General features: G+C 36.9%; 19 protein-coding genes. 11 read left to right on the top strand and 8 right to left on the bottom strand.

Annotation, left to right across the window (positions count from 1 at the left end):
* Positions 1-30: 30 nt before the first annotated feature.
* Positions 31-1,524, top strand: a complete 1,494-nt coding sequence (locus G504_RS0116835) for a M20/M25/M40 family metallo-hydrolase (RefSeq protein WP_019671372.1) — start codon at positions 31-33, stop codon at positions 1,522-1,524.
* A gap of 76 nt (positions 1,525-1,600) precedes the next feature.
* Here G504_RS0116835 and G504_RS0116830 read toward each other — a convergent pair whose 3' ends face one another.
* The gene (locus G504_RS0116830; RefSeq protein ID WP_019671371.1) at positions 1,601-4,147 is read right to left on the bottom strand and encodes a phosphoenolpyruvate carboxylase; all 2,547 of its coding nucleotides are present in this window, start codon (positions 4,145-4,147) and stop codon (positions 1,601-1,603) included.
* A gap of 258 nt (positions 4,148-4,405) precedes the next feature.
* A complete protein-coding gene (locus tag G504_RS0116820; protein ID WP_026348654.1) occupies positions 4,406-5,074 on the bottom strand; it encodes a uracil-DNA glycosylase family protein in 669 nt (222 codons plus the stop codon).
* A 131-nt stretch (positions 5,075-5,205) separates the two neighbouring features.
* On the opposite strand from G504_RS0116820, the gene G504_RS19555 reads away from it, so the two are divergent.
* The gene (locus tag G504_RS19555; RefSeq protein WP_019671368.1) at positions 5,206-5,334 is read left to right on the top strand and encodes a 30S ribosomal protein THX; all 129 of its coding nucleotides are present in this window, start codon (positions 5,206-5,208) and stop codon (positions 5,332-5,334) included.
* On the opposite strand, the gene G504_RS0116810 is transcribed toward G504_RS19555, so the two are convergent.
* The 4 genes from G504_RS0116810 to G504_RS0116795 all read right to left on the bottom strand — a co-directional run bounded on the left by G504_RS0116810 (position 5,331) and on the right by G504_RS0116795 (position 8,229).
* Entirely contained in the window at positions 5,331-5,696 is a 366-nt protein-coding gene (locus G504_RS0116810; protein WP_019671367.1) for a hypothetical protein, read from the bottom strand. The two genes, G504_RS19555 and G504_RS0116810, sit on opposite strands and share 4 nt — an antisense overlap.
* Before the next feature lie 57 nt (positions 5,697-5,753).
* Positions 5,754-6,515, bottom strand: coding sequence for a peroxide stress protein YaaA (gene yaaA / locus G504_RS0116805; protein WP_019671366.1), 762 nt, complete (start codon positions 6,513-6,515; stop codon positions 5,754-5,756).
* Positions 6,516-6,612: 97 nt separating this feature from the next.
* On the bottom strand, positions 6,613-7,638 hold the full coding sequence (locus tag G504_RS0116800) for an RluA family pseudouridine synthase (protein ID WP_019671365.1): 1,026 nt from the start codon (positions 7,636-7,638) through the stop codon (positions 6,613-6,615).
* 3 nt (positions 7,639-7,641) lie between these two features.
* On the bottom strand, positions 7,642-8,229 hold the full coding sequence (locus G504_RS0116795) for a PASTA domain-containing protein (protein WP_019671364.1): 588 nt from the start codon (positions 8,227-8,229) through the stop codon (positions 7,642-7,644).
* Between the two features lie 109 nt (positions 8,230-8,338).
* On the opposite strand from G504_RS0116795, the gene G504_RS0116790 reads away from it, so the two are divergent.
* From G504_RS0116790 to G504_RS0116770, 5 genes are all read left to right on the top strand, one after another.
* Entirely contained in the window at positions 8,339-9,313 is a 975-nt protein-coding gene (locus G504_RS0116790) for a D-alanine--D-alanine ligase (protein WP_019671363.1), read from the top strand.
* A gap of 35 nt (positions 9,314-9,348) precedes the next feature.
* Positions 9,349-9,804, top strand: a complete 456-nt coding sequence (coaD, locus tag G504_RS0116785; RefSeq protein ID WP_019671362.1) for a pantetheine-phosphate adenylyltransferase — start codon at positions 9,349-9,351, stop codon at positions 9,802-9,804.
* 189 nt (positions 9,805-9,993) lie between these two features.
* Positions 9,994-12,651, top strand: a complete 2,658-nt coding sequence (locus tag G504_RS0116780; RefSeq protein WP_240473060.1) for a PAS domain S-box protein — start codon at positions 9,994-9,996, stop codon at positions 12,649-12,651.
* A complete protein-coding gene (locus G504_RS0116775) occupies positions 12,638-13,042 on the top strand; it encodes a response regulator (RefSeq protein ID WP_019671360.1) in 405 nt (134 codons plus the stop codon). The genes G504_RS0116780 and G504_RS0116775 overlap by 14 nt, the downstream gene beginning before the upstream one ends.
* A 64-nt stretch (positions 13,043-13,106) precedes the next feature.
* Positions 13,107-14,858 (top strand): M14 family metallopeptidase, encoded by a 1,752-nt coding sequence (locus G504_RS0116770; protein WP_019671359.1) that lies wholly within the window; start codon positions 13,107-13,109, stop codon positions 14,856-14,858.
* Between the two features lie 14 nt (positions 14,859-14,872).
* Here G504_RS0116770 and G504_RS0116765 read toward each other — a convergent pair whose 3' ends face one another.
* Entirely contained in the window at positions 14,873-15,460 is a 588-nt protein-coding gene (locus G504_RS0116765) for an NUDIX hydrolase (protein WP_019671358.1), read from the bottom strand.
* A 7-nt stretch (positions 15,461-15,467) separates the two neighbouring features.
* Here G504_RS0116765 and pyrE point away from each other — a divergent pair, with 7 nt between their 5' ends.
* Positions 15,468-16,109, top strand: a complete 642-nt coding sequence (gene pyrE, locus G504_RS0116760; RefSeq protein ID WP_019671357.1) for an orotate phosphoribosyltransferase — start codon at positions 15,468-15,470, stop codon at positions 16,107-16,109.
* A 3-nt stretch (positions 16,110-16,112) separates the two neighbouring features.
* Positions 16,113-16,505: a hypothetical protein gene (locus tag G504_RS0116755; RefSeq protein ID WP_019671356.1), complete on the top strand. Its 393-nt coding sequence runs from the start codon at positions 16,113-16,115 to the stop codon at positions 16,503-16,505.
* Positions 16,506-16,530: 25 nt separating this feature from the next.
* Here the strand turns inward: G504_RS0116755 and G504_RS0116750 are convergent, their stop codons facing one another.
* Positions 16,531-17,262, bottom strand: a complete 732-nt coding sequence (locus G504_RS0116750) for a biotin--[acetyl-CoA-carboxylase] ligase (protein WP_019671355.1) — start codon at positions 17,260-17,262, stop codon at positions 16,531-16,533.
* 94 nt (positions 17,263-17,356) lie between these two features.
* Between G504_RS0116750 and rsfS the strand changes: the two genes are divergently transcribed.
* Together rsfS and ftsH are read left to right on the top strand one after the other, a co-directional pair.
* A complete protein-coding gene (gene rsfS, locus G504_RS0116745; protein WP_019671354.1) occupies positions 17,357-17,734 on the top strand; it encodes a ribosome silencing factor in 378 nt (125 codons plus the stop codon).
* A gap of 9 nt (positions 17,735-17,743) precedes the next feature.
* The gene (gene ftsH / locus G504_RS0116740; protein WP_019671353.1) at positions 17,744-19,735 is read left to right on the top strand and encodes an ATP-dependent zinc metalloprotease FtsH; all 1,992 of its coding nucleotides are present in this window, start codon (positions 17,744-17,746) and stop codon (positions 19,733-19,735) included.
* Positions 19,736-19,744: the final 9 nt, after the last annotated feature.

Raw genomic sequence — 19,744 nt, 5'->3', positions numbered from 1 at the left:
TTTTAAATCTTTATCAACTCACATGACTATATGAAAAAATTAATAGCCCTATTGTTATTTTTTACATTTTGGAGTAACAATGCACAGGATTCTGAAATTAAATCTCAGGTGCGGCAAACTATAGATGAGCTAAGGGAGTTTATAGCCATCCCCAACGATGCTTTAGATCATTCAGATATCAACAGAAATCTTTCATGGTTAACTCAAAAATTTAATGAGAGGGGCTTTAATTCCTCTGTACTGCCTACCGAAGGGGAGTCGCTTTTTTTTGCAGCCCTTCCTATGGAAGACGACAAGCCAACAATTCTCTTTTATATGCATTTCGACGGACAGTCTGTGGATCCATCCAAATGGGATCAACCAGATCCTTATAAAGTAGAACTCAAAGCAAAGGAAAATGATGGGTGGAAAACGCTGTCATTTGATGATTTAAAGGAAGATGTGAATTATGATTGGCGTCTTTTTGGCCGTTCTACTTCGGACGACAAAGGGCCAATAGTTATGTTCCTCAATACCATAGACCTTTTGACGAAAAACAAGGTGGAAATTCCATTTAACATAAAAGTAATCCTGGACGGAGAAGAGGAAAAAAGTAGCGCCCCCCTGCCAAAGGCAGTAAAAGAATATCGAGAATTGTTAGAAGCAGATTTTTTGATCATTTCAGATGGTCCTGTACATGCTTCCGGCAAACCAACTATTGCATATGGTGCCAGAGGAATAACTACATTAACGCTTACCACCTATGGGCCTATAAATCCCCAACATAGTGGCCACTATGGCAACTATGCCCCTAATCCCGGGTTTCAATTGGCAGGGCTATTGGCCAGCATGAAAGACAAGGATGGCAGGGTACTGATTGACGGCTACTATGATGGAATTACTATAGATGAATCAACAAAAAACATATTGCGCAGTGTACCGGACGATGCCGCTGCAATCAATACCCACCTGGCTATTAAGCAACCCGAGAAAGTGGGTTCTTTTTATCAGGAAGCCTTACAATATCCATCATTGAATATCAGGGGCCTTGCTTCTGGATGGGTTGGTGAGAAAGTACGCACCATAGTACCTGAAAGTGCCACTGCTGAAATAGATCTCAGGCTGGTTCCTGAAACAGATGGGAATCATTTGAAAAACATTGTCAAAGAACATATCGAAAATGAAGGGTTTTATGTGATGGCTGAAGTGCCGGATGTCACTCAAAGAATGAAGCACAACAAAATCATAACCATTACTGAGGGTACAGTAACAGATGCATTCAGGACAGATTTGGACAATATGTATGGAAATTTTCTGGTAGATACATTTAAAAAAACATTTTCAGAAGATGTCGTACAAATAAGGATCATGGGTGGCACTGTTCCAATCGCTCCTTTTATTAATGAACTTAAGATTCCTGCTTTTCTTGTCCCTCTTGTGAATCCGGATAATAATCAGCACAGCCCAAATGAAAATCTAAAAATTGGTCAGATTGCATACGGTATAGAAGCTTTTTACGCAATTATGAGTACTAAAATGCAATAAATTGATTTCCTGGACTTCTGTTGGAAAAATATGTTTTACGCTCTAAAAAACAGCATAGCCTGGCTGCATACCCAAGTTACGCAGAATTTCTACTGGCATTAATATTGCCATATAAAGAACGCGTAACTATCTTTTCATAAAGTGCTTTATTAGCGGAATTCTCACTAATCTGATGTAAGGCATATTGTTGAATTACCAGGAGCGGCAATACAATATTTTCCCGTATCCTAATTGATTCTCTTGACACAGCTTCATTTTCCATTAGAATTTTGGAACCACTGACAAGCAATAACATCTCTTTGGATAACAGATATTCATTATGCAGGATATTCCAGAAGTCGCCGTATTCTTCATCTTCCTTCATATAACTTGTCAATTCAAAATAACACTTAGACAATGACATCATACTATTATTCATCAGAGCCTCAAAGAACGGTACTTCCCGGAATAGTTTTTTCAATTCTCTTAACCTTCCCTTATCTTTCAGTTTTTTAATAGCCGTACCTATACCAAAATATCCGGGTACATTTTGTTTGAGCTGGCTCCAGGACCCCACAAAGGATATTGCTCTCAGGTCAGTGAGTTCCAATTTGGCTTTTTGCCCCCTTTTTCCCGGCCTGCTTCCAATATTGGCTTTAGTATAATATTTTAACGTACTCCTGTTTTCGAGATAGGAAATAAACTTTTCATGTTGCTTAAGCTCATCGTATTTGGCAAAACTGAGATCAGAGAGTTCTTCCATCAACTTTCTTGATTCCCTTGAAATTATATTTTCTTTTCCAAATAGGTTATTAGACAATCCTGCAGTTAATAACTGTTCCGAATTATGCATGAACTGTTCCTTAGTACCGTAAGTACTTGTAATTGTCTGGCCCTGAATTGTCAATTGTATTTCATTATTGGCAATATCCTTGGTTTGTGCAGCATAAAAGCGATGTGTTTTTCCTCCTCCACGTGCAGGTGGCCCCCCCCTGCCATCAAAAAATATTGCATCGATCCCATTTTTAGAACAAACTTTTGACAAAACTTCCTTGGTTTTCAAAATAGACCAATTGGCCTTTAAATAGCCACCATCCTTTGTGCCATCAGAGAATCCGAGCATCATGGTCTGCTTGCCACCCCGTTGTTCAAGGTGTGAACTGTAATCAGGCAAATCAAATAAGGACTGCATGGTAGCCTCCGCAGTATCCATACCGTTCATTGTTTCAAAAAGCGGAACAATATCAAAAGTAATATTATCCTTCTCCCAACCACACCATCTGAAAAGACCATAAACAAATAGAACAGAATAGATATCCTCCGAGTTGCTAATAATATAACGGTTACAACCTTCCTCACCATTTTTATTCTGAATTTCTCTTAATTGGGAAATATTCGCAATGGTATCTTTTACAATTTCATCATCATAATCCTTAGCCTCTAATTTCAAATTTTTATTGAGAAGTAAATTCGTTAATTCACTTTCTGCAAGTTCATCAAGACTTGCATTAATGCAGCCATTAACCTTAAGAATAGTTTCAACTACCTCTTTGTGTTTACTATGATCCTGACGAATATCAAGGGTTGCAAAATGTGTTTTGAATAGTCTTACCTTGTCAATAAGATCGTCAAGTTGTTTCAGATAGAGCGAATTGTACTTGTCTATCAATATTTCCCGTACTTTTAGTAACGGTCTGATGATATCATCATAGTTCACTACTTTTTCAGGATCGAACATTGCTATATAGAGCCTGTCTCTTAAAGCATTCAATTCCGGTCGTGAGTCCTTAAAAGTAAGTTTCTTACGAAGTATTTTAAGATCATTATAATAGCATTTCATTAAATTAGTGCGGAGCTCATCAGCTACGTCTTTTGTAATTTCCGCCGTCACAAATGGATTTCCGTCTCTATCCCCTCCCGGCCAAAACCCAAGTTTAATAATGTTGTAGTTATCAAAATCATCATTCTCAATATTGCTTTTAATATATGAGAACAAATCTCCGACCGCGTCATAATAAACATTTCTAAGGATGTAAATAATATTTTTTGCCTCATCCAAAGGCGTTGGTTTCTTGGTGTTTATTAGTGATGTGAGACCTAACTGCTGAAGAACAACATCAATATCATTAATCTTATCTTCAAGAATAAGTGATTTCAATTCTTCGATAATATCAAGGACAGCCGGGGAATAAAACTGAGTCGGGTGAGCGGTTAAAACAATTCGTGCACTGAAGTTTGATAATTTCTTTGCAATCTTTTCCCAGCTTTTATTCTTACTTACTAATTGAAAGTAATCTTTTATGGATAAAGAGCTCGAATGTTCATGTAATTTCGGAAATGCCGCATCCTCCACACTATCATATAATACCACCTGCCGCTCAACGTATTGAATTATGCTGAACATAAAATCAATTTGTTCTTTTTCTGTTTCTATATTTGCATAATACCGGAAAAATAAATCTAATATTTCCTGTGGATTTTTGCCGGATTTTAACCCTTTTTCGCATTGATCAAATAAAAGCGGAATTAGCATTCCCACATTTTCAATACCCCGGTAGGGCAGATTTAAAAACAAGCTGTTATAAATGTAGAATTTATTTTTTACCGATTTTTTGAATTCTTCTAATCTATCTGTCTGATGCATAAATTTTATTAACTGTTCTGTTGAACTCTAAAGTTCCAGAATTTTATTCTGGTTTTAAGCCTCTAATATCCGCATTATAATATAATCTTTAAACCTTAAAGCGGCAAATCACAAAATAATTTTTCCCAATTAAAAAAACAACAAAAATCCCGCTATAAACCCCATTTTCTAAAACAAACATTACAACTGGAAAACGAAGCAGTTTAAAAGTGAATTTTATGCTGGCCGCATTAGGTGACTATAGTGAACTGCAGGGTTTTAGTCCTTGAAAAAAGAAAGGTATTGATCTACTCTGAACTGTAAAGTTGTATATCCCGGATTCAACGCTTTTATCTTTTTATAAGTATCAAAACTACCGATAGCCCTGTTTGCAGAACCCGAAGGAGCGGTAAGAGAAACGGTTCTGATAGTTCTTTTTAAGTTCCCGCTAAGGGTAAACTCATGCACTCGGGGAATTTGTTCAGAAATAGGCTTTAACTTCAAACCATGTTCTTTAATATGTTTTCTAAAAAAATATTCCGGTCCATTTTTACTATTTCCTCCGGTAAAAATTAACCATTCTACCTTCTTGTATTCATCGAGGTAAGAAATAAGGTTTCTTAGGGTGACATTATTCATGCCCAAATCGGATGCGTCCACTTTTAAACGCTCTGCACTTTCGACTATATCGCAAATCCCCAATTTTTGCTCTTTAAGAAAATTCATTCGCTGTTTTACAGCTTCCCCCGTCGTTTCGAATTTTAAATTCAATTCAAAAATCTGATCTAAAATTTTCCACAACTGGCCGTCCCTGCTGCCATAACAAAAATCAACATCTCCATCTTTCAAATCACCTGTAGAGAATCTGGGTGGGGGTAGTGTTCCTACAATGAGTTTAGTGGTATCGTGAAATATATAAGGCTTATAAGGGTGGGTATGCAAGAACAAATTGAATGCTAATTATGGGTGTAATCTCTTAAATCTAACTACTTTATAAAGATAGTATTTTGCGCACATGTAAATGTGCAGATTGTTTTTTAATGCCAAATTTCGTAAATTGAAAGAAATATATAGTACTAATGGGCAAAGGAGATATAAAAACTAAAAGAGGTAAGATTGCCAATAAATCATACGGTGCCCGCAGACCTAAAAAGGCAAAAGCGAAAGTCGTTGTTGTAAAGAAAAAAAAGACGAAAGGTAAAACCTAGTCAACAATGAATTCAAGCCCTACTTCGCCCTCCTCATTTACACTGAGTTTATAGGTGTAAAAACCAATGGGAAGTTCCATTTCTCCAACAAAATCTATAGGTTGAAATACATAGGTTTCCTCTCCTGATTTTATTTCAACAAAATCATATTGATAAGCGATCTCATAGACCAGATAATTGGAATATTCACCTGGCGCCACATTTGTATACAATTCTTCGTTAGTACTTACTTGTACCTCGTCAAAATTTATACTACTATCATTCTTGATACGGATATTGATGGTATCTACATCATCATCCCTGTCTGTACAGCTAAATGTAAAGACTAAAAAGGCAAGTAAAACAATACCAATATTTTTCATTGCAAGTTGTTTATAAATGGAACTTCATAATATAAACGGTTGCTTCAGAAAATTATTCTATCTAATAAAAACAGGCTGATTTTCTTTTAACGTATGCTCCTTGCTATAGATATAGTCATCCAGGTTAAATCCTTTAATGTCTTCAAGGGTTCTTGCATCCGTATCCAGAATATAGCGCACCATTGAACCGCGGGCTTTTTTTGCGAAGAAACTAATTACTTTGAGCTTGTCGTTTTTCCAATCCTTAAATACCGGTGTAATTATAGTTGCTTTTAATTTTTTTGTGTCCACAGCACTAAAATACTCGTTACTGGCTAGATTAATAAAAAGTTCTCCAACTTCGAGTTCCTGGTTTAAAAAATCGGTTATAAGAGGTTTCCAAAGCTCGTACAGATTTTTTTTCCGTCCAATTTTTAATTGTGTCCCCATCTCTAATCGATAGGGCTGTATTAGATCTAATGGCCTTAAAATACCATAGAAACCTGAAAGGATTCGAAGTGTATCCTGCAACTTGTCCAATTTGTCTTCAGAAATGCTGTATGCGTCTAACCCCTGATAAACATCCCCATTAAAAGCATAAATAGCCGGGCGGGCATTATCCGGAGTAAATGGCCGTGAAAATTTTTGATTGCGTTCCCAGTTTAGTTCAGCCAGGTCATTTGAAATGCCCATTAATCGAGTCAGGGACCTGGGGCTTTTCTTTGCCAATATCCTGTTTAGTTTTTCTGACTGGTCCAAAAATTCCGGCTGTGTATAGTTTACTGTGGGAATAGGACGTTCAAAATCCAGCGACTTAGCCGGAGAAAGCACAATCTTCATAATTCAATAATTTAAAGATAAAAGTAAAGAGGATTTTTGTGAATTCCTTACTAAGAGTGAAAAGACTTTTCAATACTCCTATCGACGAAATTTATTGCTACTGGGAATGTCGTGAATAATGCCTCCACTTCTCAACGCAATTTGCCATATCATCCGGCAACTCACTATCAAAACGCATCATTTTACCACTTACCGGATGTATAAACCCCAGGGTTTTAGCATGTAATGCCTGTCTGGGCAGTATTTTAAAAGCATTTTCTACAAATTGTTTGTATTTAGTAAATGTAGTCCCTTTCAATATTTTATTACCTCCATAGCGTTCATCATTAAAAATAGTGTGGCCAATATGCTTCATATGTACCCTGATCTGGTGCGTCCTTCCGGTCTCCAGCTTGCAGGAAACAAGAGTAACATATCCCAAACGTTCCAAAACCTTATAATGAGTAATGGCTTCTTTCCCTTTATCCCCTTCAGGGAAAACCTGCATTTGAAGTCGATTTTTCGGGTTGCGGTCAATATGTCCTTCAACAGTACCTTCATCTTCTTCTATATTCCCCCAAACCAATGCTATATACTCCCTCTCGCTGGTTTTATCAAAAAACTGCTTGGCCAGATGCGTCATAGCCTGCTCAGTCTTGGCAATGACCAGCAGTCCCGAAGTATCTTTATCAATACGATGAACAAGACCCGGTCTTTCATCAGAATTTACGGGTAAATTTTTAATATGATATAGCAATGCATTTATCAAAGTGCCGGAATAATTGCCATGTCCGGGATGCACTACCATGCCCGCAGGTTTGTTAACCACGAGCAGGCTTTCGTCTTCATAGACTATATCCAAATGTATGTCTTCAGGAGTCAATAAAAACTCATAAGGGGGGTGTTCAAAAAGCACTTTAACTTCATCCCCCGCCTTAACTTTGTAGTTTTGTTTTACAACGCATTTGTTAACCCATATATGTCCTTCCTTTGCGGCAGTTTGAATTTTATTCCGGGTTGCATTTTCTATAAAGTTCATTAGAAACTTATCTACACGCAAAGGGTCCTGCCCTTTGGAAGCAACAAAACTATAATGCTCGTAAAGCTCATCCTCTTCAGGATCTGAAGTGTTGTTAAGTGCCATTTCTTATTCCGAATCGGCTTTAACTTTGGCCTGGCCCGTAATAGTTCCGTTTCCGCAGACCAGCTCAATTTTTGAAGTCTTCTGAATTTTATCACCGGGATTGATAGTTTTTCCCTTATATCTGATATAATATACCATATCCTTCCCCAACTCATCAATATAGGTAATGCGCTCAACATCCAATCCTACTGCCCGAAGCATAGATTCAGCATTGCGCTGTGTAACCTGAATAATATTTGGTACCGTTACTTTTTTATAACCGGAAGGATTAACGGTAATATATATTTTTCTATTTTCCTTTACTTTGTTTCCGGCAGGCGGATCCTGTTCAATAATGGAAAACCTGGGATAATCAGGGTTAAAATTAGCAGAATCCAATACCTCATAACGTAAATTCGCATCCTCGATAACGCCCCTCATTTCCATTACGGATAACTTTGAAAGATCAGGGACCTCAATAAATTCTCCATGGTTCGTAGACCTTTTCAACCACTGCAGGGCAATAACAGATAAAACTACTATTGCCAGAAGAGCAAGTCCTATATTTATCAGAAAAACTTTACTTCTAAGAAAATTCCAAAAATTCTTCATTGCATTTTTTTATGTCTGATACAAAGATAGGAAACCCTATCATTTTTTATTTACGTTAAAATCGTGATATTTGTTGTCATAGGTCAAGAGCTTGCATAGATAACATAAGATGAAAAAAAATATTGCCATCATTATGGGTGGCTATTCCAGCGAGTACAAAATCTCAATAAAAAGCGGCAATGTAGTCTTTAAATATTTAGATAAGCAGAAATTTAATGCCTATCGAATTATTATTTCCAAAGAAAAATGGGTTTACCTGGATGAAGAAGAAAATGAACTACCAGTAAACAGGCATGATTTTTCTGTAACGATTGGAAATCGGCTTCTTAGGTTCGATTGCGTGTTTAATGCAATTCATGGTTCCCCGGGAGAAGATGGATTAATGCAGGCTTACTTTGCTCTTTTAGGAATTCCGCACACTTCATGCAATCATTATCAGGCGGCGCTGACATTTAATAAAAGAGATTTATTAAGTACCCTTAATCCTTACGGTATTAAAGCAGCCAATTCGTATTACCTGAATTTGGGAGATACTATGGATCATGACGCTATTCTGGAGAAAGTGGGGCTTCCTTGCTTTGTCAAAGCAAATAAAGCAGGGAGCAGTTTTGGAATCTCCAAAGTTTATAAGAAAAAAGAACTACAAGCGGCAATTGATAAGGCATTTCATGAGGATGATGAAATTATTATTGAGTCTTTTCTTGACGGCACGGAAGTTTCGGTCGGAGTTATAACCTTTAAAGGAAAAACCCTTGTCTTGCCTATAACAGAAATAATAACAGATAATGATTTTTTTGATTATGAAGCCAAATATGAAGGAAAATCAAAGGAAATAACCCCGGCCCGTTTAACCAGATCTCAGGAAGAAAACACAATGCGACAGGCAAAGAAGGTTTATGACATTTTAAAAATGAAAGGATTTTCAAGAAGCGAATTTATTTTGATAGGCAATGAGCCTTATATGCTGGAGATGAATACTACCCCGGGCTTAACAGAAGAGAGTATCTTACCCCAACAGGCACGGAAAGCAGGTATAGGTTTACCGGAACTTTTTGAAAACGCTATTACCGAAGCATTGGAGTAAATTGATTACATTTAACTGTTAAACCAAGAATCCTAATGAAGCGTGCTATTTTTCCCGGTTCTTTTGACCCAATTACATTGGGCCATTCCGATATTATTGAAAGGGGAATAATTCTGTTTGATGAATTAATAATTGCTATAGGCATAAATGCCGAAAAAAAATATATGTTCTCGCTTGAAGAAAGGATGAAATTTATTTCAGAAGCCTTCAAAGATGAACCCAAAATCAGGATTATGACTTATGAAGGCCTGACCATAGATTTCTGCAAGAAGGTTAATGCCGGATACATCCTTCGTGGTTTGCGGAATCCCGCAGATTTTGAATTTGAAAAAGCTATTGCACATACCAACAGAAAGCTTTCAGAAATTGAAACCGTCTTTCTCCTGACGGCTTCCGGTAAATCCTATATCAGTTCGTCCATTGTAAGAGATGTAATTAGAAATGGTGGGGATTATAGCGTTTTGGTACCAAAAACTGTTAAATTATCCTGAAATTTGTCGATAAAGCTATTATTTATTGTTCCTTCAGAGCTTTTCTCTTTGTAATTTAATTCCATTTATTTCATAAAATATTCTATTTTAGTAGGATTTTACTGACTTTTTAAGTTATTTTATCGGGTACTCCATGTAAAATTGAAGTCACACAACTAGTTTGGTGCAGTTCACAACAATCATTGACCAATGATGGATAATCGGATTACTTTAGTAGGAAATTACGGTAGTATGTTGCCCGAAACTCAAACGTCTTCTAATAACTACTTAATAAAACAATTGCCTGTTCCAATGGCATTTGTCAATACTAAATTTAAAATAATCCATGCTTCCGATAAGTGGGTTACGGATTTTGATTTTAGCAACAGGGATGTCATTGGTATGTCGCTATTTGAACTCTTTGAGGACATCAGCAAATCCTGGAAAAAGGATCTAAATAGCATAATAAAAGGTAAAGCTATGCTTTCGGGTGTAGAAAATTTTTATGATTCCCAAAATAATGAAAAGTGGTTTGAGTGGGTAAATGTCCCCTGGTATGATGAGCGGGAAAACATTATCGGGGTAATTATTCAATCAAAGGATATTACGGATACTATTTTTGACGACATTAAGTTAGAAAAGCTTGAAGTTTTACTAAAGGATAAGTCTAAAATATCCAAAATTGGAAGTTGGGAGTACGATGCGATAAAGGATAGATTAACCTGGTGTAAAATCACCAAAAAACTGCATGAAGTAGCTGAGGGTTTTGAACCGGATATGGAAAGCGGTATTTCTTTTTATAAAGAAGGGTACAGCCGGAACACGATAGCCATGGCCGTCGACAATGCCATGACAAAAGGAGTAACCTGGAATGAAACCTTACAATTAATAACAGCTAAAGGAAAGGAAATATCTGTTATCGCCACGGGAAAACCGGTATTTAAAAATGATAAGTTTTTGGGTATGATCGGGACCTTCCAGGACATTACCGATGAAGTAATGAACAAGGCTAAAACAGAAGAACAAGAACGTATTTTCAGCAGCATATTTAATTCCTCTTACCAGTTTACGGGCATTTTGGATACAGAAGGCACATTTCTTGAAATAAACGAAACAGCTTTACAATTTTCCGGCCTTAAGCAGGAGGCCATCGTTAAAAGGAAGTTTTGGGATGCCTACTGGTGGCCAATCCCCGACATGGTAAAGGAAGGGTTGAAACAAGTTATTGCAGCCGCAGCACGGGGAGAATTTATGCGAAGTGAGATAGTGGTTCTGGATAAAAATAAACAGCCCATTCCGGTAGATTTCAGTTTAAAACCTATACACAACGAAAATGGTAAAGTAGTATCTCTTTTGGCCGAGGGGCGTATGATAAAAGAAATGGTTGAGGCTCGACAGAAGCTGAAAATAAGTGAGCAGAAATTTAGATCCTTATATGAGCTATCTCCAATTGCCTATATACTTAGTGATTTTGAAACCGGTGAAATCCTGGATTTTAACAGTTCCTTTGAAAAGGCCACGGCATATGGCAAAGGAGATATGGAACATTTAAGGTACCCCGATCTTGTGCCGGATTCTTCAAAGCATAAATTAATTAATTTTTTAAAGGAAGTAGATTTAAAAGGGACTTATGGTCCTTTTCAACATCTGTTTAGCAGAAAGGACGGAACAACTTATCCTGTTTTGATTAGTGGGTCCTTGGTGGGTAACAAAAAAGGCAGAAAGCTGCTTTGGTCCACAGCGCAGGACATTTCGGAAGTAAAGAAAAAAGAAAAACAAATCAGGGGCGAACAAAAACTATTAAAAACACTTATAGACAACCTACCGCTGAATGTCTATATAAAAGATTTGGAATCCCGGAAGGTATTGGTTAATAAATCAGAAATAATTTATTGTGGTTTTAAGGAAGAAGCCGAGGTTTTAGGTAAGAATGATTTTGATTTTTATGATGAAAAATCCGCATTAATTTCAAGGGAGGAAGACCTAAGCGTAATGAATAGTTTAAAACCAATCTTGGGAAAAGAAACGATAAGCGTAAAGAAAGACGGGAGTTTAATCAGATTTATGACTTCTAAAATCCCGCTTATTGGCCCTGATGGCAAGGCCAGCGGCCTGATCGGCATTAGCATGGATATCTCTGATCTGAAACAGCAGGAACAGGAACTCAGAGACCTTATAAACGTTACTTCAATTCAAAACAAACAATTAATCAATTTTGCACATATCGTATCTCACAATTTAAGGTCCCACACAGCAAATTTTTCCATGTTGTTGGAATTTCTGGTTGATGAAAAAGATGCGAACGAACAGGCGAATCTGATAAAAATGCTTACCGAAGCCTCCGATAACCTTTTGGAGACCCTGGACAACTTAAACGAAGTAGTTGCCATAAGTACTAATCTGAATCTGGACAAAAAACCAGTTAATTTAAACGAAAAGGTTGCTGCTGCTGAGAAAAATTTAGCGGCATTTCTTAAGAAGAATAAGGCTAAAATTATAAATAAAATACCCGATGAAACTTATATTAAAGTAATACCGGCATATATAGACAGCATACTTATGAACTTTATTACCAATGCTGTAAAGTATAAGGACGACAACCGTAATCCGATCATAAAATTAACTGTATCCAAAAATGAAAAATATACTATTTTAAGTATTGAAGATAACGGACTGGGTATTGATTTGAATAAATATGGTGAAAAATTATTTGGAATGTACAAAACATTCCATGATAATTCAGATGCACGGGGCATTGGCTTATATATTACCAAAAATCAAATAGAAGCCATGAATGGAAAGGTTATGGCTTGCAGTGAAGTGAATAAGGGAACTACGTTTAACATATATTTTAATGACAAAACTTAAATCCATAGCCATAATAGATGATGATCCCATAACGGTATTTGGTGTTAAAAGAATGCTCAATACTTTAGGTGTAAGTGAAAATATTAGAAGTTATGTGAATGGAAAAGAGGCCATTGATGATTTTAAAAGCATTATGAATAATAAGGGAGTGATACCAGAGGTCATATTTTTAGATATAAATATGCCTATAATGGATGGTTGGCAATTTCTGGAGGAATTTATAAAACTGCCAATTACCCATAAAATAAGAATCAACATTTTAACTTCGTCCATAGACCCGGCTGACAAGGAAAACTGGAGATACTATATGACAAGGACACACCACATAATAGATTATAAAAATAAACCAATACAAAAAAAGGAAATTGAGGAGATTACCAGGGCAGCATAAATTATAAGCCGGAATTTTGTTTAATTTTGATAAGGGATTTATCAGAATTTATTTTGCAAACTTCATGAAACGGCTCTTAGTTTTCATTTTATGTGCAGCTCTTATTTCTTGCGAAAATAAACAAGAAGACAGAAAAACTGAATTTATTACCCCCTTTGAATCCGCTGAAGGCAGAAAAACAGCTACGTACACCGAGGCCCTTGATTTTTATATTGCCTTAGCCAGAGAATTTCCGGAAATTAATATACAGACCATTGGTGAAACAGATAGTGGGCATCCTCTCCATGTGGTTACCTACAATCCTGAAGCCGACTTCAACTTTAACAAAATAGGACAAAAAAAGACTATTATATTAATTAATAATGGTATTCATCCCGGCGAAAGTGACGGTGTGGACGCCAGCATGCTTTTATTTAGAGACCTCGGGCTAGGAAAACTTCCTGCACCAAAGAATGTTGTTGTTGTATCCATACCTATCTTCAATATAGGAGGTGCTTTGAATCGCAATTCTACATCAAGGGTAAATCAGAATGGGCCTGAAGAATATGGGTTTCGCGGGAATTCCAAAAACTATGATCTGAATAGAGATTTTATTAAAAATGACACAAAGAATACCCGGACCTTTGTTGAAATCTTTCATTTGATTAAGCCTGATATTTTTATTGATACGCATGTCAGCAATGGCGCCGACTATCAATACTCCCTTACCCATCTTTTTACCCAGCATAACAAGTTGGGAGATAAAATAGGGGCCTATTTGCAGCATGAATTTAAACCAGCCATAGAAGCATCGCTCTCAGAAGATGGCTGGGATATAACGCCATTTGTAAACGTGTATAATGAAGTGCCTGAAAACGGATTCTCTCAGTTTATGGACCATCCGAGATATTCTACGGGTTACACAACCCTATGGGGTACCCTGGGGATGATGTTGGAAACACATATGCTTAAACCCTATGAGCAAAGAGTAAAAGGAACCTATGCTTTTTTAAACAGGGTTATGTTAGTTGCAGAAACTCAAAGTAAAAAAATAAAAGAATTACGAGATGATTTAGGGAACAATCGAAAGAATTGGAGCCATTACCCCTTGTCCTGGGAAATAGATTCAACGCGCACTACAACGCTCAATTTCAAAGGCTACGAAGCAGACACCATTGAAAGCAAGGTTACCGGCTTGCCAAGATTAAAATATGACCGCAGCAAACCATATAATAAAAAAGTTACCTACTACGACACTTTTATGCCTAAAGATTCCGTGACAATTCCCGAGGCATATATAGTAGGTAAGGCATGGAATAAAGTTATAGATCTTATGGATTTAAATAAAATTTCATATTCTATTGTAAAAGAAGACACAGCACTAATGGCAGAAGTCTATAAAATAAAAGATTACAAAACAAGGGGTTACGCCTATGAAGGACATTACCCCCACTATAACACAATGGTTTCGTGCTCAAAGAAACAAGTGAATTTATATGCAGGCGATTATATAATTCCTACAGATCAGTCAGGGATCAGATACATAATTGAAGCGCTGGAGCCTGCCGCTGTAGATTCTTTTTTCAACTGGAATTTTTTTGATCCTATTTTGCAGCAAAAAGAAAATTTCTCTCCATATGTATTCGAGGATCTTGCTCTGAAAATATTGGAAAATAATCCCAAACTTCATGAGAGCTTTCAATTTAAGAAGGATACGGATGAGGCCTTTAGCCAAAATGCATATGACCAATTGCATTGGATTTATATAAAATCAAAATATTACGAAGCTGCCCATTTGCTGTATCCGGTCTATCGCATACCGAAGGATACGCATTAAGGTGTAAAACAAAACTAATCTGCAAATAGTGATCTTATATTAGTATAAGAATTTTCCAGGGCCTTATGAATTTTTTGAGGACCTTTCCATTTTACTTTTTCTATCCCCTCGCTTTTTTGACCTACCAGCTTTCCCTTGTAATTGGTTTTCATAGCATACCAATGCACTTCCTTGAGCTTGTAGGTTCCGTTTCTTTTAAAAATGTGGTACGTGGTACGGAGAAAGTTTTCAATCTTCAACCCTTTTACCCCGGTTTCTTCCTCAACTTCTCTGAGTGCACACTCCTCAATGGATTCGCCTTTTTCTATTTTTCCTTTAGGCAGGTCCCATTTATCGTTTCTATATATAAATAGCACTTTACCCTGTTTGTTTGTCACCACGCCTCCACCAGCAATTTCTAAAGGGATTTTTTTTGTAAACTTTTTTAAAATTTCCTCATGGTTGGGGTGGTAAATAAATGCCCTCTCCATCTTTTTTTTTGCCAGAGCATCTATTGCACTATTGATAGCTTGGCCATTCAGCATAAAATACTCACCATTCACGGTATCGGAGAGTCTGTTTGTTAAAATCAAAGGGGCATCTTTAACAAAAACTTTATACATTTGTGAAATGGTTTTAGATAAGAACACTGCGGCAAAAACGGCCGAGCTCCTACTGCAAATTAATGCAATAAAGTTGAAACCAGAAAATCCTTTTACATGGGCCTCCGGCTGGAAATCTCCAATTTATTGCGACAACAGGATAATTCTATCTTTTCCTGACATCAGAAATTATATCAGGGAACAAATTGCAAAACAACTTGTGGACTTATATGGAAAGCCAGATGTAATTGCAGGCGTAGCTACCGGGGCAATTGGTATTGGGGTGCTTGTTGCTGATTATCTGGGGTTGCCTTTTATTTATGTCAGACCTGAAGCCAAATCGCATGGCAGGCAAAATCAAATTGAAGGCCGGTTATCTGCCAATCAGTCTGTTGTAGTTATTGAAGATCTCATAAGTACGGGTAAAAGCAGCCTGAATGCCGTAGAAGCCTTAAAGCAGAATGGGGCGGTTGTAAAAGGCATGCTGGCTATTTTCACCTACGGTTTTAGCGTCTCTGACGAGAGTTTTAAAGCTAAAGAAATAGAACTTCATACACTAAGTAGTTATGAATATCTCATAGAGCAAGCCTCTAAGAGCAAACATATTAAGGAAGACCAATTAAAAACACTCATTGAATGGAGAAACAATCCTTCAATATGGAAATCATAAAAAATGGAAATAGCAACTGAAAAGAAAACCGTCCCGAAAAGCATAAAGGACGTCTACGAATTTGTTATCGATCTTAAAAATTTTGAACAATTAATGCCAGACAGTATTGATAAATTCGAAGTTTTAGACAACGATACCTTCTTATTTGCCCTGAAGGGGATGCCACAGATAGTACTCAAAAGAAATAATCAGCAGCCTTTTAACCAACTGGTATTAGGAGCTGCCAGTGAAAAACTGCCATTTACACTTACCGTTGACATAGATTCTAAAAATGACAATGAAACGGACGTAGTCCTGAGCTTTACAGGAGAGTTTAATCCTATGATGGCCATGATGATAAAAACGCCAATTACTAATTTTATGAATGCCCTATCAGATAATTTGAGTCGAATTTAACTTTAAATTACAGGGCATACACAATTCAATACAACAACTCCAATTCTTTAAAAGCATATTCCTTAAAAATAGAATCCTCCTCTTCGACTACTAATTTCCCGGCTTCAGAAACCCCGCGAATATAGCCTGTGAACAGTTTGGAATTCATGTCCCTGAAGGTAGAAGGCTTGTTCATCCTGAAAAGCAGGGTTTCGTATTGCCTCCGCAATGCCATACCATTTCCGGATTCAAATTCATTAAAAAGTATTTTCAGATTTAGCACTAAAGAAGTGAGCACCTCATCAAGATCAAAAGTCTTACCCATAATTTTTTTTAAGGATGAAGCTTTATCTAAATTTCGGAATTCCAGTTGATTAACATTCAATCCAATTCCAATTATGGAAGACTGAATTAGATTATTCTTCAAATTATTTTCTATTAAAATACCACATATCTTAAAATTACCTGACATAATGTCGTTAGGCCATTTTACATACAAATTTGGTATAAATATTTTTTCAAGTGTATTATAAACTGCTAAAGAAATAATTATATTTAACAGGAATTGTTCTTTAATGTGGTAATTTTTAAAATACTTTAAAACGCTAAACGTTAGGTTTTTACCTGCTTCAGAATCCCATTTAGACCCCATTTGCCCCCGTCCTTGCAGTTGCTGATTTGCTGTGACTATTGTAAAATCCTCCTGCTTTTCTGAAAGCATTAAGTTTTTCAGGAAGGCATTTGTAGAATCCGTGGCATCAAGTTTGACTGTAATCATGTGGGCTTGTTCGTTTTTGATCTACAATGTTATGTTAAAAACAATAGCTAAGAAAACAAAAAAACAATAACTTTGTACAAATTAAAATTATTGAATGCAGAAAAGGAAAGCGAGTGCAGATGAGTTGATTACTTTGATCCTGGAAGGAATAGAAGAAGTAAAAGGACTCGAGATAAATGTACTTGACCTAAGGGAAATAGAGAACACTGTCTGTGACTACTTCATAATTTGTAATGGCACTTCTAATACCCATGTTAATGCCATAGTAAATTCAATCCAAAAAACGGTAAGTAAGGCAATAAAAGACAAACCCTGGCATGTTGAAGGATCTGAAAACTCAGAATGGGTATTGCTGGACTATGTAAATGTCGTTGTTCATGTATTTCAAAAGCATATACGAGAATTTTATGATGTTGAAGGGCTTTGGGGAGACGCAAAAGTCACGTTGGTAGAAAGTAGTTTTAATCAGTAAAAAAAGACAATGGCAAAAGATAATAATACCCCTCAAAAGAAACCGAAATTCAGTTCCTGGTGGATATATGGCCTGATTGCAATTTTTCTAATTGCCTTCCAATTCTTTGGGAGCGATAATCTGGCCTCTACAAAGAAAACAACTACTTCTGAACTACAGGAATACCTGAGAAATGGCGATATCACAAAGATATTGATTATTACAAACACAAATCAGGCTAAAGTTTTCCTGTCTGATGAAGCACTTGCAAAGGACGTGCACAAAGATGTATCGGAAAAACCTTTGTTTCCTTCAACAGGCTCTATTCCTCAATATGTTTTGGATTACGGGGATTTACAAATTTTTCAAAACGAGATAACCGAGATCAAAAAAGAGAATAACTTAGACACCATAGTAGAATTTGACAAGGAGTCCAATGTCTTTATGGAACTGTTGCTATCTATTCTGCCATTTGTTCTGATTATTGGTATATGGATTTATCTTATGCGCAGAATGTCGGGAGGTGCCGGAGGTGGCGCCGGGGGTCAGATATTCAATATCGGAAAGTCAAAAGCTAAGTTATTTGATGAAAAAACAGATACCAGGACTTCTTTTAAAGATGTCGCCGGTCTGGAGGGTGCCAAAGAAGAAATAGAAGAAATAGTAGAATTTTTAAAGCACCCGGATAAGTATACATCTTTGGGCGGGAAAATTCCTAAAGGAGCTTTGCTGGTTGGCCCTCCGGGGACTGGTAAAACCTTATTGGCAAAAGCCGTTGCTGGCGAAGCCAAAGTTCCTTTTTTCTCCTTATCCGGTTCAGATTTTGTTGAAATGTTTGTAGGTGTAGGGGCCTCGAGAGTTAGAGATCTTTTCAAGCAGGCGAAAGACAAATCTCCGGCAATTATTTTTATAGATGAAATTGATGCCATAGGGCGGGCACGAGGCAAAAACAATTTCACAGGATCCAACGATGAGCGTGAAAATACCTTAAACCAATTATTGACGGAGATGGATGGTTTTGGCACTAATACCAATGTAATTGTATTAGCTGCTACAAACAGAGCCGATGTATTGGATAAAGCCTTGATGCGTGCTGGTAGGTTTGACAGACAGATTTATGTGGATCTTCCTGATATTCGGGAAAGGAAGGAAATTTTTGAAGTTCATCTTAGACCCATTAAAACTTCTGAGACATTAGATCTTGATTTTCTTGCAAGACAGACACCAGGATTTTCCGGGGCAGATATAGCCAATGTCTGCAATGAGGCTGCTCTAATTGCTGCACGTAAAGAAAAAAAGGCAGTAAACAAGCAAGATTTCCTGGATGCTGTGGACAGAATAGTCGGTGGACTCGAAAAAAAGAATAAAATCATTACCATCGAAGAGAAAAAGACTATTGCTTATCATGAGGCTGGTCATGCAACGGTAAGCTGGATGCTGGAACATGCGGCACCACTTGTAAAAGTAACAATTGTTCCAAGGGGTCAGTCCCTGGGATCTGCCTGGTATTTGCCCGAAGAAAGACTTATTGTGCGTCCTGAGCAAATGAAGGATGAAATGTGCGCTACATTGGGAGGAAGGGCTGCTGAAAAAGTGATTTTTGATAAAATATCTACCGGTGCCCTAAGCGATTTGGAAAAGGTAACCAAACAGGCCCGTGCCATGGTGACAATTTACGGGTTAAATGACGAAATTGGAAACCTTACCTATTACGATTCTTCCGGTCAAAATGAATATGGGTTTACCAAGCCTTATAGTGAGGAAACAGCCCAGGTTATTGATCAGGAAATTTCTAAATTAATTGAAGAGCAGTACCAACGGGCAGTTGAAGTTCTGAAAGAAAATAAAGATAAACTTATAGCATTGGCTGAGCGCTTATTGGAAAAAGAAGTTATCTTTAAAGAGGATTTAGTTAAAATTTTTGGTAGTCGCCCGTTTGAAAAAGAATTTGATCAGAAAGGACAGGAAATAGTTTCTACCGAAAAGCTAACTGCTGAAGAATCTACCGAAGAAAATAATTAGTAATTCTTA

This window comes from Eudoraea adriatica DSM 19308, assembly GCF_000382125.1.
Taxonomy (GTDB): domain Bacteria; phylum Bacteroidota; class Bacteroidia; order Flavobacteriales; family Flavobacteriaceae; genus Eudoraea; species Eudoraea adriatica.
The sequence above is the reverse complement of the archived record's forward strand: the minus strand, read 5'-3'. Positions and strand labels throughout refer to the sequence as shown.

Bases quoted from the DNA above. Each gene is read 5' to 3' on its own strand.
- G504_RS0116835 (WP_019671372.1), top strand. From the start codon at position 31: ATGAAAAAATTAATAGCCCTATTGTTATTTTTTACATTTTGGAGTAAC.
- G504_RS0116830 (WP_019671371.1), bottom strand. From the start codon at position 4,147: ATGCATCAGACAGATAGATTAGAAGAATTCAAAAAATCGGTAAAAAAT.
- G504_RS19555 (WP_019671368.1), top strand. From the start codon at position 5,206: ATGGGCAAAGGAGATATAAAAACTAAAAGAGGTAAGATTGCCAATAAA.
- G504_RS0116810 (WP_019671367.1), bottom strand. From the start codon at position 5,696: ATGAAAAATATTGGTATTGTTTTACTTGCCTTTTTAGTCTTTACATTT.
- yaaA (WP_019671366.1), bottom strand. From the start codon at position 6,515: ATGAAGATTGTGCTTTCTCCGGCTAAGTCGCTGGATTTTGAACGTCCT.
- G504_RS0116800 (WP_019671365.1), bottom strand. From the start codon at position 7,638: ATGGCACTTAACAACACTTCAGATCCTGAAGAGGATGAGCTTTACGAG.
- G504_RS0116795 (WP_019671364.1), bottom strand. From the start codon at position 8,229: ATGAAGAATTTTTGGAATTTTCTTAGAAGTAAAGTTTTTCTGATAAAT.
- G504_RS0116790 (WP_019671363.1), top strand. From the start codon at position 8,339: ATGAAAAAAAATATTGCCATCATTATGGGTGGCTATTCCAGCGAGTAC.
- coaD (WP_019671362.1), top strand. From the start codon at position 9,349: ATGAAGCGTGCTATTTTTCCCGGTTCTTTTGACCCAATTACATTGGGC.
- G504_RS0116780 (WP_240473060.1), top strand. From the start codon at position 9,994: ATGATGGATAATCGGATTACTTTAGTAGGAAATTACGGTAGTATGTTG.
- G504_RS0116775 (WP_019671360.1), top strand. From the start codon at position 12,638: ATGACAAAACTTAAATCCATAGCCATAATAGATGATGATCCCATAACG.
- G504_RS0116770 (WP_019671359.1), top strand. From the start codon at position 13,107: ATGAAACGGCTCTTAGTTTTCATTTTATGTGCAGCTCTTATTTCTTGC.
- G504_RS0116765 (WP_019671358.1), bottom strand. From the start codon at position 15,460: ATGTATAAAGTTTTTGTTAAAGATGCCCCTTTGATTTTAACAAACAGA.
- pyrE (WP_019671357.1), top strand. From the start codon at position 15,468: ATGGTTTTAGATAAGAACACTGCGGCAAAAACGGCCGAGCTCCTACTG.
- G504_RS0116755 (WP_019671356.1), top strand. From the start codon at position 16,113: ATGGAAATAGCAACTGAAAAGAAAACCGTCCCGAAAAGCATAAAGGAC.
- G504_RS0116750 (WP_019671355.1), bottom strand. From the start codon at position 17,262: ATGATTACAGTCAAACTTGATGCCACGGATTCTACAAATGCCTTCCTG.
- rsfS (WP_019671354.1), top strand. From the start codon at position 17,357: ATGCAGAAAAGGAAAGCGAGTGCAGATGAGTTGATTACTTTGATCCTG.
- ftsH (WP_019671353.1), top strand. From the start codon at position 17,744: ATGGCAAAAGATAATAATACCCCTCAAAAGAAACCGAAATTCAGTTCC.